The sequence below is a fragment of the Pseudorhodobacter sp. MZDSW-24AT genome (genome assembly GCF_002794355.1).
GTDB lineage: Bacteria > Pseudomonadota > Alphaproteobacteria > Rhodobacterales > Rhodobacteraceae > Pseudotabrizicola.
Genome location: NZ_PGOI01000007.1, coordinates 516,916 through 533,019, shown reverse-complemented (window position 1 = coordinate 533,019; position 16,104 = coordinate 516,916). Strand labels below are relative to the sequence as shown.

Sequence of the window (16,104 nt, the reverse complement as noted above, 5' to 3'; positions counted from 1 at the left end):
ATAGAGCGATGATGGATCAGAGATCAGGCCAAAAGCGCGCAGTTGAATATCTTTACCCGCCGGTCGACCCGTTCGACCAGCGCGTGATCGACATGGGCGACGGTCACAAGATCTATGTCGAACAGTGTGGCCGACCCGATGGCATCCCGGTGCTTGTCTTGCACGGGGGGCCGGGGGGGGGCTGCTCGCCCGCGATGCGACGGTATTTCGATCCGTCCGTGTATCGGGTGGTTCTGTTTGATCAGCGCGGATGTGGCCGGTCGCGTCCCCATGCCAGCGTTCTGGACAACACCACGTGGCATCTTTTGCGCGACATCGAGCGCATCCGCAGCACCCTTGGAATTGATCGTTTTATCCTTTTCGGAGGGAGCTGGGGCGCCACCTTGGCGCTGATCTATGCCATCACCCATCCTTCTCGTGTGGTGCATCTTGTGTTGCGCGGCGTGTTCCTGATGACGCAGGCGGAACTGGACTGGTTTTATGGGGGGGGTGCGGGGGCTTTCTTTCCCGAACTCTGGGCGCGTTTCGTGACCCCCATCCCCCCAGATGAGCGCAAGAACCTGATTGCGGCCTATCACCGGCGGCTGTTTTCGGGGAACATGATGGAAGAAACCCGCTTCGCGCGCATCTGGGCGAACTGGGAAAATGCCCTCGCTTCGGTGCATCACGATGGTCCGGTCGGCGAAAGTCCCGGCGAATATGCGCGGGCGTTTTCTCGGCTTGAAAACCATTACTTTCACAGCGGGGGATTTCTGGAAGAGGATGGTTGGATCCTTCGCGAAAAGCACCGCATCACGCATCTCCCGGCACATATCATTCAGGGCCGCTATGATATGATTTGCCCGCCGATTTCGGCGTGGAGATTGGCTGAAGGCTGGGATCGGTGCCACCTGACCATGGTGCCTCTGGCCGGGCATGCGCTGTCAGAGCCGGGAATCTCTGCCGGACTCGTGCGGGTGATGGACAGTTTGCGTCCCTGATGGCAGGCGAAGGCAAACCCGCTGCCGAACTCACGCTGCGCGGATTGCGTGTCTTTGTGGCCTTGGAGGAAGCGGGTTCAGTGATCGGGGCGGCCAGTCGCATCGGCGGTTCCCCTTCTGGCGTCAGTCAGCACATCACGGCGTTGGAAGCGGCGGTTGGCGCGCGTCTGTTTGACCGCAAGACAAAGCCGGTTACCCTGACTCCGGCAGGGCAGGTGTTGCGAAAGCATGCCCATCGGCTTTTGGCAGCGCTTTCCGAAGCGCAGGCGGATTTGGCAGAGATCAGCCTTGCAAGTTTGCCCCAACTGAATTTGGCCATCATCGATGATCTGGATGCATCCCTGACGCCGGTGCTTGTCTCTGCCTTGCAGGCGCGGATGTCCCGATGCTTTGTGCATGCCTTTTCGGGCCGATCAGATCAGGTGATTGCGCGTTTGTTGGCGCGGGAAGCAGATATCGGCGTGTCAGCCCTGTTGCCCCCGGACACATCTGGATTTCGGGTGCTGCCCATCCTGCAAGAGCCTTTTGTGCTTGTCGCGGGCAAGGGGGCGATCACGGGAGATTGTCGCACGGCGCTCGAGCGGCTGCCTTATGTGCAGTATTCAGAAAGCCTGCCCATCGGACAACGTATAAGCAGGCTTTTGGCGCGCGTTCGCCTGCACCCCGAGCGTCGCTTCGCGCTGGAAGCCACGCGCTCTGTCCTTGCAATGGTCGTGCAGACACACGGATGGACGATCACGACTCCCCTGAATCTGATGGATGCCGAGCGGGTTCTGCCAAGGCTTGAGGTCTTGCCGCTCCCCTTTGCGGGGGATGTGCGCCGTGTGAATCTGATTTCCCGGATGGAGGAATTGGGTCGGTTGCCCGACGCGCTCGCGCAGGATTGCAGAATGCTGGTGCGCAGCCATCTGGTGCCACGCTTCGATAACATCGCGCCAGCGCTGGCAGGTGCGATCCAAGTCATCAGCGAGTCATGAGCCGCCGTCTTCGCCCTTTGAATAGGCGACGATTTCGCCCACGAGGCAATCAAGGCTGTCTGTGAAAGGCGCGGAAAGGGCAGCGGTCAACAAGGAAAGCTCTGTGCAGGCGACAAGGAGATGGTCGCAGTGCAAAGACAAGCGTGCCGCCAGCCGAGCAAAGGTTTCGTGTTCCTCGCGGCCAGTTTGGCCAGCTTTCACGCTGCGGATCAAGGCGAGAAGGGATGCCTCTTCCTCTGACCAAACCGGCTCTAATCCAGCCGTTTGGAACGTTTCCGCGAAGACACCCGTCAGCCGCACCGCAGGAGAGGCCAGCATGCCGATCCGGCCTTTCGGCAGCGCTTTGAGCGTGGCGGCGCGCATGTCCAGAAAGGGCAGGGAGGTCGCCGCAACAATCTGCGGCGCATAGGCATGCGCCGTGTTGCAGGGCATCGCCAGTGCTTGGGCGCCAGCGGCCTGCAAGTCGCAGGCCATCTGCGCCAGAACCGGGCCCGGGTCTGCGCCCGTGCCTTGGATCAGCCGGGCGATGCGGCTTGGCACGGACGGGTTTTGATGAACGATCAGCGGAATATGGTCAGCGTCGTCCTGCGCGGGGACCGCGCGCAACAGTCTCTGCATCAGCAGAATCGTCGCTTCCGGCCCCATGCCGCCAAGGATGCCGACCCGCCTCATGCGTGGGGCAGGACATGCGTGTATCCGGTCAGGCCGATGGCCCCCCCGGTGTGAAGAAAGACCACGCGCTCCCCCTTTTTGAAATGCCCTTTGCGGATCAGGTCGATCAGTCCCGCCGCCCCTTTCCCCGAATAGACCGGGTCCAGCAGGATGGCCTCTTGTCGGGCGAACAGATCGATTGCCTCCAAAGTGCTGTCTGCCGGAATGCCGTAGCCTTGGCCGATGTAGTCACAGTTCGCGACCACATCGTCGCGCTTGACCACAGAGTGAAGGCCCAGCTTCTCTTCCGTGGCCTGCGCCAGTTTGAACACGTTCTCTTCCTGCTTGTCCTTGGGCGCACGCACGCCAATGCCAAGCAGCGGCAACTGCGCGTTCAGAGCCTTCAGTCCGACAATCAGCCCGGCATGAGTTCCGGCAGAGCCTGTTGCCGTGACCATGTGATCGAAGGCCAGTCCTTGCTCGACCATCTGTCCCAAAAGTTCGAGGGCACAGTTGACATATCCCAAGGCCCCGGTCGGGTTAGACCCCCCGCCCGGAATGGCATAAGGACGACGACCTTTTGCGCGGAATGTTTCGGCCGCGGCCAGCAGCTCGGCTTGCATGTCCAAGCCCGGCCCGCGATGTTCCAGCGTTGCACCATGCAGCACGTCCAGAAGCACGTTGCCGTTCAAACGATAGTTGGGTTCGTTGTAGCCGGTCCGGTCTTCCAGCAAGATATGGCAATCCAGCCCAAGCTTGGCCGCCGCCGCTGCCGTTTGCCGGGCATGGTTCGATTGGGTTGCACCTTGGGTCAGCACCATATCTGCGCCTTGTGCCAACGCCTCGGCCATCAGAAATTCAAGCTTCCGCGTCTTGTTGCCCCCCGTCGACAAACCGGTGCAGTCGTCTCGCTTGATCCAAAGCTCTGGCCCGCCCAGCAGAGCGGTCAGCCGTGGCATCGGTTCCAAGGGCGTGGGCAGATGACCCAAGCGGATGCGGGGAAAGCGGGAAAGATGCATGGGGTGAACCTTTGTTGATGGGCGCCTCAGGCAGGGACAGTATGAGTGCTGAACCACCCTGTCCAAGGCGAAGCGCGGTTATGGGGCGGGGGGCGCAGACATTTTTAGCCTTAGATCGGCGGTTCGGGCATGTCCTTCCATGCCTTCAAAGCGGCTGATGTTTGCGGTGACTGCCGCAAGCCTTGGTAAGGCTTCGGCGGTCACCCGCTGCCAAGTCACGGTCTTGAGGAATTTGTGAACCGAGAGGCCACCTGTATAGCGCGCGGCCCCCGACGTCGGCAAAACATGGTTGGTGCCAGCCGCCTTGTCGCCAAAGGCAACCGTGGTTTCGGCGCCCAGAAAAAGCGACCCGTAGGCGGTCAGGCGCGTTTTCCACCATCCCAACTCTGCGGCCTGAACGTGAAGGTGCTCTGGCGCAAGGCGGTCGGCCTCGGCGGCCATCGCCTCCCTGTTTTTGCACAGGATGATCTGTCCCAGATTGGCCCATGCCATTTCCGCTGCCGCGCGGTTGGGTTGTGGCAATTCGGCGGCGCAGCGGGGGGCCAGCCCCGCCACAGCCTGCGCGAGCTTCGGGCAATCTGTAATCAGCCAGACGGGTGAATTGCCACCGTGTTCCGCTTGGCCGATCAAATCCCAAGCGACAGTCAAAGGGTCGGCCGAGGCGTCGGCGATGATCAGGGAATCGGTCGGTCCCGCGACCATGTCGATCCCCACGCGGCCAAACAGCAAGCGCTTTGCCTCGGCGACATAAGGGTTGCCCGGCCCAACCAGAATATCCGCCCGAGGCAGGCCGAACAGGCCAAAGGCCATGGCCGCGATTCCCTGAACACCGCCCAAGGCCAGAATGCGATCTGCGCCACAGCGATGCAGCGTGTAGAGGATGGCATCGGGTATCCCAGCTTCCACGCCGCGGCGTGGTGGGGATACGGCAGCAATGTGCGAAACCCCTGCGATCCGGGCGGTTGTTACCGTCATCATCGCGCTTGCGATATGGCTGTAGCGCCCCCCCGGAACGTAGCATCCAGCCGATTGCACAGGGATCAGCTTTTGCCCCGCCGTCAGGCCGGGCCGCAATTCTACCTCTGTCTCTCTGACGCTGTCGCGCTGTGCCTGCGCAAAGTTTGCGATGTTTTCATGTGCATAGGCGATGTCATCCTTCAAGGACTGCGGCACACGCGCGCAGGCGCGGGCGATCGCTTCTTCAGAGACCACGATGTCACCCGCAAATCCGTCCAGCTCTTGTGAGAGTCGGCGCGCCGTATCTTCGCCGCCTGCTTCCAGCTCTGTCAGCAGAGAGCCGACCACGGCAGAGATGTCACTGGACCCGGCTTCGGTGCTTTCGCTTGTTTTGACGTGCAGGCTGGTCATTCAAAGCCCTCGCTTCATGCGACGAGTTTTGCGGCAAGCGCGTGGCGAGGCAATCGCCAAACCCGCAATTCAGGGAATTGGAGCCGGTCGTTCCGGGGGGCCAAACAAGGTTGATCGAGAGACAGGCTATACAATCTGTCTTGTTTCCGTTAAGGATCCCCCGTCGGCCCGAGGATTCCGGGGGCACGCCGGGCGAGGAGGCCTGCGGCCAAAAGGGAAAGAAGGCGCCGCACAGGGCTTCACGGATGCAAAGGCATCCTCCTTTTGGAAATAAAAAGAATGATCGATATGAACGTGGCCGCGCCGCTTGCGCAGGCTTTGGAAGCCAAGGGCTATGAAACCCTTACGGCCGTGCAGCAGTCTGTGATTGCAGAAGGCGTTGAAGGACGTGACCTTCTGGTGTCTGCACAAACCGGGTCGGGCAAGACGGTTGCCTTTGGTCTGGCGATTGCGCCGGAAATCCTCGCGGGTTCGGATCGTCTGCTCTACGCAGACAAGCCGATCGCACTGATCGTGGCGCCGACGCGTGAATTGGCCTTGCAGGTAAAGCGCGAACTGGAATGGCTTTACGGTGTCGCTGGCGCCCAGATCGCCTCTTGCGTGGGTGGCATGGATTATCGCACGGAAAAGCGCGCGTTGGATCGTGGCGCCCATATCGTGGTCGGCACGCCCGGCCGTCTGCGGGACCACATTGAACGGGGCTCTTTGGACCTTTCGTTCTGCCGGGCCGTCGTTCTGGACGAAGCGGATGAAATGCTGGATCTCGGCTTTGCCGAAGATCTGGAATTCATCCTTGCCGCGGCCCCTGAAGACCGCCGCACCTTGATGTTTTCGGCGACCGTGCCCAAGGAAATCGAATCTCTCGCGCGCACGTTCCAGCGCGATGCGATGCGGATCATTGCCAAGGGCGAAACCAAGCAACATGCGGATATCCAGTATCGCGCAATGTCGGTGGCGGCCCGCGACCGCGAGCATGCGATCTTCAACGTCTTGCGCTTTTACGATGCGCCGACGGCGATCGTGTTCTGCAAAACCCGGATGAACGTGAACCATTTGATGGCGCGCATGACCAACCGCGGTTTTCAGGTGGTGGCGCTGTCCGGCGAACTGTCGCAGCAAGAGCGGACCCATGCGCTGCAATCGCTGCGTGATGGTCGTGCCCGGGTTTGCATCGCGACGGATGTCGCCGCGCGCGGCATCGACCTTCCGGGGTTGGAGCTTGTGATCCATGCCGATCTGCCCTCCAATTCGGAAACCCTGCTGCACCGCTCGGGTCGGACCGGGCGCGCGGGCAACAAGGGCGTGTCTGCGCTGATCGTTGTCCCGGCCGAGGCCAAGAAAGCACAGCGCCTGCTGGCGGGCGCCAAGGTGGTGGCCGATTGGGTAAAGGCCCCGAGTGCGGAAGAGGTGCAGGCCAAGGATGACCAGCGCATTCTCGAACATCCGGCACTGGCCGAGGCCATTGGCGAAGAATCCGCGATGGTGGCGACCCTGATCGAGCGCTTTGGAGCCGAACAGACAGCTGCGGCATTCATCCGCTTGTGGCGCGAAGGCCGTTCGGCGCCGGAAGTGTTGTCTGACAGCTTGCCGCCGCCGCCAGCTTCCGCGCCGCGCGAACGGGGCGAGTTCGGGCCTTCCGTCTGGTTCTCGTTGTCGGTCGGGCATTCGGGACGCGCAGAAGCGCGTTGGATTCTGCCGAAAATCTGTGACGGTGCGGGCATCTCCAAGGATGGCATCGGTGCGATCCGTGTGAAGGAAGATGTGACCTTTGTTCAGATTGCTGCGCCTTTGGCCGGACGCTTTGGGCCGCAGCTGGAGCTGGAACCTGGCCTGACGATGGCCCGGATGGAAGGTGAGCCAAGCCTGGATCGGCCCGAACGGGCGCCCCGCCCCGCGCGCGATGATCGCCCGGCCTATAAGCCAAAGCCTTCGCGCGTGGTGGAAGATGACGCCATCATTGCCGAGGCCGCACCGGCGCGTAAACCTTATGCCAAACGCGAGGACGGCGAGCGCAAGCCCTATGCGGCGCGCGAGGAGAAACCTTACGCTCCGCGTGCCGTGGCAGAGCGCAAGCCTTATGCCCCGCGCGAAGGAGCGAGCGAGCGCAAGCCCTATGCCAAGCGCGACGACGCAGACCGCAAACCCTACACCCCGCGTGAAGGTGGCGACCGCAAGCCCTATGCAAAGCGCGAAGAGGCACCGGCTGGTGGTGCCAAGTTCAAATCCGCGGGCTATAAGTCTTTTGGCGGTGGCGCTGGCAAGCCCGCGCGCGCGGCGGGCTTCAAGAGCCATGCGGCGGAAGGCACCGGTTACAAGCCCAAGTCGGATGGCGACCGGGCAGAGAAGCGCACCTATGCGCCCAAAGGCGATGAATCGCGTCCATTTGCAAAACGTGAAGGCAAGCCCGCTGGCAAGTCAGCTGGTTTCAAATCGGTCGGCGCCGATGGCAAAAAGCCCTTTGCGCGGAAGTCGGATGCGCCTGCCCGTCCTCGGGCGGATGCAAAAGACACCTCAAAACGCTTCGTTCCGCCAAAAGGCGCGAAACGCTAAGCCAGTCCGGTAAGTAGGACATAAGGGGGAAAGCGGTGGCTTTTCCCCTTTTTCTTTACAGCCGCGCCATGATGGCTTGGTGCAAGGCCGGATTGGTCGCGATGACCCCAGCGGTCATCGCTTTCGGCGCGTTGAAGCGGAGCGCGGCACCGGTTCTGTCGGTGACCCGCGCGCCAGCGCATTCACAAATCAGGCTGCCAGCGGCAATGTCCCATTCCCAAGTGTCGCGAAAGGTGATCATGCCGTCGTAACGTCCCTCGGCGGCGAGGCACAGCCGGTAGGCAAGCGATGTGCGGAAGCTGCGCCGCAGATCGGGCACACCGCCGGGCCAATGCGCGGGCTCCATATTGGCTTTGGTGGCCAAGAGGCTTGAGCCACCCAGATCCTGCCGCGCCGAAACTTTGATCGCAACCCCGTTACACAAGGCGGGCCCGCCGATTTCGCCGGTATAGAGCCTGTTTTTGGCAGGCAGCATCACAGCCCCCGCGAGCACCCGCCCGGCTTCGACCACGGCCAGCGAGACGGCAAAGTTGTCTTCCCCTGCCACAAAGGCGCGCGTTCCATCAATCGGATCAAGAACGAACACACGCTTGGCCGACAGCCGTTCCGGTGAATCGGGTGTTTCTTCCGACAGCCAGCCATAGTCGGGGCGGGCGGCAAGCAGCATGGTCTTGAGCGCATCGTTGACCGCAAGATCCGCCTCTGTCACCGGGCCATGGTCGCCCCCCTTGTCCCAGACCTGAGGGCTTGCGCGCCAGAAACGCAGAGTGATTTCGCCCGCAAGACGGGCAGCTTCGGCCAAGAGCGGAAGATCAAGCCCCGGCAAGGGTCATCCCGTCGATCAGCAAAGAGGGCACGCGCGTTGACAGATGGGCGCGCGCATCATTGGCCGGAATGATCCGCAAAAGCATGTCGCGCAGGTTGCCCGCAATCGTGCACTCATTCACCGGGTAGCGGATCTCTCCGTTCTCGACCCAAAAGCCGGATGCCCCCCGCGAATAGTCGCCGGTGGTCGCGCTGATTGTCGACCCGATCATCGAGGTCACCAAAAGCCCGGTGCCCATCTGCGCAATCAGATCATCGCGGCTTGCTGTCCCCGGGGTAAGATCGATGTTGCTGGTCGACGGGGAGGGCGGTGAAGAAGGGCCGCGTGCGGCATTGGCTGTTGAGGGCATGCCCAACTTGCGCCCGGTGGCAAGGTCCAGTGTCCAGCCCATCAGGATGCCGTTTTCCACGATCATGCGGCGCCGGGTTGGCAAGCCTTCGCCATCGAACGGACGGCTGGCGCTGATCCGCACGCGATGGGGATCTTCGATGACCGACAGATGCGCGGGCAAGACCTGTTGCCCCAAGGCATCGCGCAGCCAAGAGGCGCCCCGTGCAATCGCGGCCCCATTGGTCGCCGACAGCAGATGCCCGATCAAGCTGGAAGCCACACGCTCGTCGAACAGCACGGGGTAAGTTCCGGTCTTGGGCCGGACGGCTCCGGCCCGCTCCAAGGCCCGCGCGCTGGCGAGCGCGCCAATGGCCTCGGCATCTGGCATGTCACTTGCAAAAATGCGCCCCTCGGCCGCCCAATCGCGTTCCATGGCGGTGCCGCTTCCCGTGAAGGCCACTGCCGAAAGAGAATGGGATGTGCGCCCATAGCCGCCCGAAAACCCGTTCGATGCGGCAAGATGCATCGCGCGCTTGGAATAGCTGGCCGAAGCCTCCACTTGGCTGATCGCGGCCCGCTCCAGTGCGGCAGCCTCAACCCGGCGGGCGGAGAGCTCCAGATCTGAGGCCAAGGGCTCCGCTGTGGGATCGGCAAGCTCCAAGGCGGCAAGATCCCAGGCCCGCGCGATCTGGTCAGCCTCTGCAAGTCCGGCGTGCGGGTCAGCCGGTGCCTCGCGCGCCATGGCCACCGCGCGCTCGGCCAGCGCGGCGATGGTGGCATCCGAAGTGTCGGATGCCGACACGCACGCCTGCCGCCCGCCGATCAGGACGCGAAGGCCAATTTCTGTGCCTTCCGACCGCTCTGCCTGCTCAAGCTTGCCACCCCGGATGTCGATCGACAGCGCGGTGCCCTCCATCGCCAAGGCATCGGCTTGATCCGCTCCGGCACGTTTGGCGGCCGACAAAAGGGCGTCGGTCAGGCGCGAAAGATCGGTCATGGCGGGCTCCTTGCACTGCATCATGGTCGAGGTAGTCCGTCGGGCCTGTTGGCGCAAGTCACGACCTGCGCCCGACTGTGAGCCTTGAAGACCTTTGCGCCCTGCCGTATCGGGCCGCCGCTACTTCAGCCGCTGCCCGTTCGCAAAGAAGCCCTTGTCGCGGAATTCCAGCGAGGCGTTCAGAACGTCATCGCCTTCGCCCGGTTTTGCGAACATCGCGATCATCATCCGGGCCCCCATGGCCTGATCCTGCGGGATCACACCCATGGTAACCAACTTGTCGAGCAAGCCGTTGCCGCCCTTGAGCCGAAGGTCAATCGTGCCGGTCGGTGCCGGAATGCCATCGAAGCTGGTCATGTCCGTGTTGTCAAATGTCATGGCGCCGGTGCCGGTCAGCTCTGCCCCGGCAAATTTCACCGTCAGATCCGTCATGTCGAGCGCATGCATCTCTGCCGGAGATGCACCGCCCAGAGCATTGACAGCCGCTTCGTCAAGCAGATCCGCCGTCAGTTTGACTTTGCCTTTGGCATCCAGAACGAGCGTCGCGGGGCTGCGGGGAAGCGCGACTGTCGGGTCGAACATGGCCCAGATTTCGTCCGAAACTGTCAGATCGACAATTCGGGTGAGCAGGCTGAAATCGGTCGGAGTGTCGCTGGCCAGAAGCGGGATCAGGAAGTCAAAAGAGGCCTCGCCATACGCCACCCTGATCTCGGGGAAGGGGATGTCGGCGCCTGAGACCGCCATCGAAACCCCTGTGGCGCCCGCGGCATATTGCAGGGCATCATCCCCCATCTTGAAACGCAGATGCCCTGTCTCGTTCGAGGCGACGAACTTGCTCGGCTTGCCCTTATCCATCACGTCGAGGGTGTAGTCGCCTTGCCCATAAGTAAGTTCTGTATTGGCAACAAATCCGTCGCGCAGGGCTTGGGCCATATCCTCCATCGCCGCAACGCCCAGAAAATTGCCCTCTGACGCCACCTTGAGGGCGGCCATCGTGCCGGTCACGCTGGCGCTGGTCTCGGCATCACCCGCCTCGATTGAAAACGTAAGACTGTCCATCTCCAAGGCACTGTCCAGCGCCATCGCATTGTCTTGCAGGTTCAGAAGATAGGTTCCTGAAACATTGGTCAGCGTGGCCTGCAGGTTGGCAAGCGTAAGCGCAGCTTCGGTCACCACCATATCGACCACCATGCTTGGCGCGTCGTAGGTGTATGAGGTTTGGCTGCTGTCGCCGCCCGCAATCAGAGAGGCTTGCGGGTGGGTCAGCGTGATGCTGACCTCTTGGGCTTCGCCTTCTTCCGTGGGCAGAACCATGGTGATCTTGTGGGTATCGGTCATTGTGACTTCGACCGTGCCATCCTTCAGATCCCGAAAGCGCAGCTCATCAATCTTTCCGTCGAACTGAAGGTCCTCGCGGGCCATCTGCGTTGTCATGCCTTTGACGACAAGCGTATCGCCGTCGCGCGCCACCTCTTCGGCGGTAACGGTCTGACCATAACTGGTCCCCAACTGTTGCCAGCCTTGCCAAACGTCTTCTGGCGTGACCTGCGCAAAGACGGGTGCTGCCAGCAGCCCTATCAAACCAGCCACGGCCACTGTGCCGAACGCGCTTTGCATGATGCACCTTTCCGAAAAATTCACGGGTTGACGCCTATCCTCTGTCTGCTGCCGGGGTCGGTCAAGGCTTTCCGCAGGCGGTGCCCGTCTGCTAACTGGTTTTGTCAGGGAAAAGGAAGCAGATCATGCATGCGAAAACCGTCGTCATCACAGGGGCCAGCCGCGGAATCGGGGCGGCCAGCGCGCGCGAATTTGCCAAGGCAGGGTGGCGCGTTGCCCTTCTGGCGCGCTCCACCTCTGAGATTTGCGCGCTCGCGGATGAAATCGGGGCGAACGCCATCGCGCTGACCTGTGATGTCGCCCATTATGAGTCGATGCAAGCCGCGCTCCAGACGGTGCTTTCCAAATGGGGCCGCATAGACGCCCTGATCAACAACGCAGGCGTGATTGACCCGATTGCAAGGATTGAGGATGCCGATGCGGGCCGCTGGGCGGAAGCGATCACTGTTAACCTCACAGGTGTTTTCAACGGAATGCGCGCAGCGATTCCGGTGATGAAGGCGGCGGGCGGTGGAACCATTATCACCGTCAGTTCCGGCGCCGCCCGTAACCCGTTGGAAGGGTGGAGCGCCTATTGTTCTGCCAAAGCCGGGGCCGCCATGCTGACCCGCGCGGCTCATCTGGAAGAAGGGGGCAACGGATTGCGCATCATGGGCATGTCGCCGGGAACCGTCGCGACCGACATGCAGGTCAGGATCAAGGCCAGCGGGATCAATCCCGTCTCTGCCTTGGACCCTGCTGTTCACATTCCGGCAGATTGGCCGGCCAAGTGCCTTTTGTGGATGTGCGGGCCGGGTGGCGATGCATGGCTGGGCGAAGAGGTATCACTGCGCGACCAAGGCATTCGGCGCGCGATTGGAGTTGTGGAATGATCAATGTCGAACTTGAAGGTCGCCTCCTGACACTCACGCTTAATCGCCCGGACAAGGCCAATGCCTTGACGCGGCTGATGCTGGAGGAGTTGGATGCGGCACTTGCCCATGCTGAACTCAAGGGCGTGCGCGCCGTTGTCCTGACGGGGGCGGGAAATGTGTTTTCGGCAGGCGCCGATCTTGATGATGCCCGCGCAGGCCTTGCCATCGACCCCGTGTGGGAACGTCTCTCGGCGCGGGTGGCTGGTCTGCCCTGTCTGACCATCGCGGCGCTGAACGGCACATTGGCCGGTGGGGCGATGGGGATGGTGCTCGCATGCGACCTGCGCCTTGCCGTGCCCACGGCCAAGTTCTTTTATCCTGTCATGAAACTTGGCTTTTTGCCGCAGCCCACAGATCCGCGGCGCATGGCTGCGCTGATCGGCCCGGCGCGCACCAAGATGATGTTGATGGCGGGCGCCCGCATTGATGCGGCCGAGGCCTTGGCGTGGGGCCTGATCGACCGGATTTCTGCCCCTGACTCCCTTATGGAGGAAGCGCGCAGTCTTGCCGCAGATGCCATGGCCGCCTCGGCGGATCACGTGGCGGCGATAAAGCGGCTGGTGCCGCCGACTTAACGGCTTCGGATCGTGTCGCCCGGTTGCAACGTCGGAGCAAGTTCGATGATTTCCCCGCCGATAATTCCGTTCGGTCGCTTGCCCGAAATGATCTCTGCGGCCAATCGTCCGATATCCAAACGGCAGGCATCCATGGTGGCAAGCCGACGCGGCAAGCCGTCTAAAAGTTCGACACCGTTGAACCCCGCCAAGCCCACCCGGCCAGGCACGTCGATTCCCTGGTCAAGGCAATACAAAAGGCCGCCGGCGCCAATCATGTCATTGGAATAATAAAGGAAATCAACGTCGGGCGTCCGCTTGAGCACAGCCGCCGTCATTTCGCGGCCTTTGAGAAGCGCCGAACCTCCTGAGTAGAACTCACGATCGGCCAGATGCAGGCCTTCGCGCGCCAAGGCCTCTTCAAAGCCAGCGAGGCGCTTTTTGGCGCGATGGTCATTTGGCATCTGTGTGCCAAGAAACGCAATGCGCCGATATCCCGCCGCCACGATGGCCTCTGCCATCTTGCGGCCGGCGCGTCGGTGCGAAATCCCGACGGCGGAATCCACGGGCGTGCCGTCGATGTCCATGATCTCGACAACGGGGACCCCAGCCTGCGCAAGCATCGCCTGACTGGCTTCGCTATGCTCCAATCCTGCCAAGATGAGACCCGAAGGCCGCCAGCTCAGCATTTCATAGATCACTGTTTCTTCCCTTTCGGGCAGATAATTCGTCACGCCCACAACAGGCTGCAATCCCGTGTCTTCCAGCACATCGGATATGCCGGTCATGACTTCCGGAAACACCATGTTTGACAAAGACGGGATGATGACGCCGACAAGGTTGACCCTTTGACTGGCCAAGGCTCCGGCAATTTTGTTGGGCACATAGCCAAGCCTTCGTGCCGCTTCCAGCACACGCTCGCGCGTGCTGTCTGAAACATCGCCCCGGTTGCGCAGAACCCGGCTGACGGTCATTTCGCTTACGCCCGACGCTTCTGAAACATCGCGCAGGGTCAAGGGGCGGCGCAGGTCGGATTGGGGAGGCTTTGCCAAGGGATCGGGCCTTCTGCAGCGGGTGCCATTTCTTGTTAGCGTCAAACACAGGCCTTGTCCAAGCCCGATTCCTTTGCTATGTTAACGCTAACGGCCCAGAAGCGGCCAAACGTATCCTGCGCGTCCTGCAAGCTCTCAACCCAGACGCGACGGACCCAGAGGGGGAGTGGTGGGCCAAAACTCACTCCCCCTTTTCTTTCTCTGAACCTTTCAAAAGACATTGCTTGAAACCGAATGCGAATTTCCGCATGAAGGTTCGCGTGGTCCCGTGGCTCAACTGGATAGAGCAGCCCCCTCCTAAGGGGCAGGTTACAGGTTCAAGTCCTGTCGGGATCACCAGAATACCAGATCAAGCGCTGTGACGGGTGGGCAGGGGCTGGACATGGCCTTGACCTTGCGAACACACTGCCTTTGCGGGAGAGGGAAGGGCGGTGGATGGCGTGTCACAGGCTTTGGCAGATCATTCCGTCTTGGTGACAGGCGCAACAGGTTTTGTGGGGAGGTCTGTGCTTGCCGGGCTTCTTCAGTTTGGTGCCAAGCCCGTCGGTTGGGTCAGGTCCCCACCGGTTCCGAACCTTGACCCGCGGATTGGCTTTGCCAAGGTCGACCTCGTCAAAGACGAACTAGACCCTCTGTTGCAGGCGATGAAACCAGCGGCAATCATCCACTGTGCGGGGTGCACCTTTGCCGAAGAGACGCAAGCCGGAAAGGCGCATCTCTTTCAAAGCAATCTGACCGCCACGATCCGCCTGATTTCGGCGGTGTCCAGACTGCCAAACCCGGTGCGTCTTGTTGTGGTCTCATCAGCGGCGATTTGGGCGCCGATGACGGAAGGCCAAGCTGCGATTGACGAAACACATCCCATCCGTCCGGTTGCCAGCTATGGGGTGAGCAAGGCCGCCGCAACCGTGTTTGCGCTTGCCGAGGCAAGTTTGAAGGATCTTGATCTGGCCGTAGCCGTTCCGTTCAATGTGATTGGCCCCGGACAGCCCTCGCGGCTTGTGCCACAAGTCATGATCGACCAATTGCGTGCGGATGCGGCTAAAATCACTGTGACGGCTGGTGCTGTGCGTGACTGGGTCGATGTGCGCGATGTGGCTGCCGCTTTGATCGCGCTTTGCGTGCGCAATGGGCCGCGCGGGCTTTTCAACATTGCTTCGGGCCGGGGTGTGGAGGTGGCCGATCTGCTTGCGGCCTTGTGCCGGATTGGAGGTTGGCAACCTTTTGTGCACCCCGCGCAATGCAACACGACATCCACGCTGCGCCGCAGCATCGGAGATCCGCGCCGTTTGATGGCCGCGACAGGCTGGGCGCCGAACTACACGTTGGAAGAAAGCCTGACAGACATGATCTTGGGGGCGCACCCCTGACCATCCGTGCGATGGCGCTTTGCTTGTCTTGATGGTCGATTGCGGCGCAGGATGCGCAGCGCAAAGCTGCGCTGACTTTTTAGCGCAGCAGAGGGCGCAACTGCGCTTGGACGCGTTGCAGAGGTGCAAGATACAGATCGATCAACGCCTCGGGTGCGTCTTGAACGGCGGCCACGCCAACATTCAGCGCCGCGACCACTCTGCCGCGCGCATCAAAAAGCGGCACCGCGAGGGATCGAAGGCCAAGCTCCACCTCTTGATCTATGATCGCATATCCTTGGCGCGCGACATTTGCCAGTTCTGCAAAAAGGTCCGCCGGATCTGTCCGGGTCAGCGCTGTGCGAGACTGGGGGGGGTGAGACTTGAACAGCTCTTCCACCTCTGCTTTCGGCCGCGCGGCCAGCAGCACGCGCCCCATGCTGGTGCAATGCGCAGGCAGGCGCGACCCGGGCATCAGGCCGACGGACATGACCTTTTTCTGCGCGGCGCGAGCGATGTAGACGATTTCGGCAGTGTCCAGAATTGAGACAGAACTGCTTTGTCCGATACGTTCAGACAGGTCATCCAGAATGGGCTGCACGATTTGCGGCAGCGGCATGGTGGCAAGGCAGGCGGTGCCCAACCTGAGAACCCGCGGCGTCAGTGTAAAGAACTTGCCGTCCCAATCCGCGTATCCGTGATGCGCCAAGGTCAACAAGCAACGACGGGCGGTGGCGCGGTCAAGGCCGCTGGCTTGGGCAACCTCGGCGATGGATTGCCGCGGCTTGGCGGCGGAAAAGGTCTCGATCACCGCAAGACCCTTGGCCAGACCGCCCATGATGTCACGTTCTGTGATGCTCACCTGAGCCTCGTTGTGCGATATGTCAACAAAGTATGTATAGCGCACAAAGTTGGTGGAC

14 protein-coding genes and 1 tRNA gene are annotated in these 16,104 nt (G+C 61.6%); 7 read left to right on the top strand and 8 right to left on the bottom strand.

The window, feature by feature from the left end:
- Window positions 1–11 precede the first annotated feature (11 nt).
- Both pip and CUR21_RS08615 read left to right on the top strand, forming a co-directional pair.
- Window positions 12–980: a prolyl aminopeptidase gene (gene pip, locus CUR21_RS08620; RefSeq protein ID WP_100196816.1), complete on the top strand. Its 969-nt coding sequence runs from the start codon at window positions 12–14 to the stop codon at window positions 978–980.
- A complete protein-coding gene (locus tag CUR21_RS08615) occupies window positions 980–1,957 on the top strand; it encodes a LysR family transcriptional regulator (protein WP_100196584.1) in 978 nt (325 codons plus the stop codon). Before pip ends, CUR21_RS08615 begins: the two co-directional genes overlap by 1 nt.
- Here CUR21_RS08615 and CUR21_RS08610 read toward each other — a convergent pair.
- From CUR21_RS08610 to hisD, 3 genes are all read right to left on the bottom strand, one after another.
- Window positions 1,952–2,629 carry an aspartate/glutamate racemase family protein gene (locus CUR21_RS08610; RefSeq protein ID WP_100196583.1) on the bottom strand — a complete coding sequence of 226 codons (678 nt, stop codon included), beginning with the start codon at window positions 2,627–2,629 and terminating at the stop codon, window positions 1,952–1,954. The genes CUR21_RS08615 and CUR21_RS08610 overlap by 6 nt on opposite strands.
- Complete coding sequence (locus tag CUR21_RS08605) at window positions 2,626–3,627, bottom strand: D-cysteine desulfhydrase (protein WP_100196582.1); 1,002 nt, start codon at window positions 3,625–3,627, stop codon at window positions 2,626–2,628. The genes CUR21_RS08610 and CUR21_RS08605 overlap by 4 nt, the downstream gene beginning before the upstream one ends.
- 78 nt (window positions 3,628–3,705) lie before the next feature.
- On the bottom strand, window positions 3,706–4,995 hold the full coding sequence (gene hisD / locus CUR21_RS08600; RefSeq protein WP_100196581.1) for a histidinol dehydrogenase: 1,290 nt from the start codon (window positions 4,993–4,995) through the stop codon (window positions 3,706–3,708).
- Window positions 4,996–5,274: 279 nt separating this feature from the next.
- Here hisD and CUR21_RS08595 point away from each other — a divergent pair, with 279 nt between their 5' ends.
- On the top strand, window positions 5,275–7,545 hold the full coding sequence (locus tag CUR21_RS08595; RefSeq protein ID WP_100196580.1) for a DEAD/DEAH box helicase: 2,271 nt from the start codon (window positions 5,275–5,277) through the stop codon (window positions 7,543–7,545).
- A 55-nt stretch (window positions 7,546–7,600) separates the two neighbouring features.
- On the opposite strand, the gene CUR21_RS08590 is transcribed toward CUR21_RS08595, so the two are convergent.
- The 3 genes from CUR21_RS08590 to CUR21_RS08580 form a co-directional block, all read right to left on the bottom strand.
- Window positions 7,601–8,371 (bottom strand): 3'(2'),5'-bisphosphate nucleotidase CysQ, encoded by a 771-nt coding sequence (locus tag CUR21_RS08590; RefSeq protein WP_100196579.1) that lies wholly within the window; start codon window positions 8,369–8,371, stop codon window positions 7,601–7,603.
- The gene (locus CUR21_RS08585; protein ID WP_100196578.1) at window positions 8,358–9,698 is read right to left on the bottom strand and encodes a TldD/PmbA family protein; all 1,341 of its coding nucleotides are present in this window, start codon (window positions 9,696–9,698) and stop codon (window positions 8,358–8,360) included. The genes CUR21_RS08590 and CUR21_RS08585 overlap by 14 nt, the downstream gene beginning before the upstream one ends.
- A 120-nt stretch (window positions 9,699–9,818) precedes the next feature.
- Window positions 9,819–11,315 (bottom strand): DUF2125 domain-containing protein, encoded by a 1,497-nt coding sequence (locus tag CUR21_RS08580; RefSeq protein WP_100196577.1) that lies wholly within the window; start codon window positions 11,313–11,315, stop codon window positions 9,819–9,821.
- A gap of 125 nt (window positions 11,316–11,440) precedes the next feature.
- Here CUR21_RS08580 and CUR21_RS08575 point away from each other — a divergent pair, with 125 nt between their 5' ends.
- Complete coding sequence (locus CUR21_RS08575; protein WP_100196576.1) at window positions 11,441–12,187, top strand: SDR family oxidoreductase; 747 nt, start codon at window positions 11,441–11,443, stop codon at window positions 12,185–12,187.
- Window positions 12,184–12,804, top strand: coding sequence for an enoyl-CoA hydratase/isomerase family protein (locus CUR21_RS08570; protein ID WP_100196575.1), 621 nt, complete (start codon window positions 12,184–12,186; stop codon window positions 12,802–12,804). Before CUR21_RS08575 ends, CUR21_RS08570 begins: the two co-directional genes overlap by 4 nt.
- Here CUR21_RS08570 and CUR21_RS08565 read toward each other — a convergent pair.
- On the bottom strand, window positions 12,801–13,835 hold the full coding sequence (locus tag CUR21_RS08565) for a LacI family DNA-binding transcriptional regulator (protein WP_100196574.1): 1,035 nt from the start codon (window positions 13,833–13,835) through the stop codon (window positions 12,801–12,803). The two genes, CUR21_RS08570 and CUR21_RS08565, sit on opposite strands and share 4 nt — an antisense overlap.
- A gap of 262 nt (window positions 13,836–14,097) precedes the next feature.
- Here CUR21_RS08565 and CUR21_RS08560 point away from each other — a divergent pair.
- A tRNA-Arg gene (locus tag CUR21_RS08560) sits at window positions 14,098–14,174 on the top strand.
- A 92-nt stretch (window positions 14,175–14,266) separates the two neighbouring features.
- The gene (locus CUR21_RS08555; protein WP_100196573.1) at window positions 14,267–15,205 is read left to right on the top strand and encodes an NAD(P)-dependent oxidoreductase; all 939 of its coding nucleotides are present in this window, start codon (window positions 14,267–14,269) and stop codon (window positions 15,203–15,205) included.
- Window positions 15,206–15,284: 79 nt separating this feature from the next.
- Here CUR21_RS08555 and CUR21_RS08550 read toward each other — a convergent pair whose 3' ends face one another.
- On the bottom strand, window positions 15,285–16,022 hold the full coding sequence (locus CUR21_RS08550) for an IclR family transcriptional regulator C-terminal domain-containing protein (protein WP_198431659.1): 738 nt from the start codon (window positions 16,020–16,022) through the stop codon (window positions 15,285–15,287).
- Window positions 16,023–16,104 lie beyond the last annotated feature (82 nt).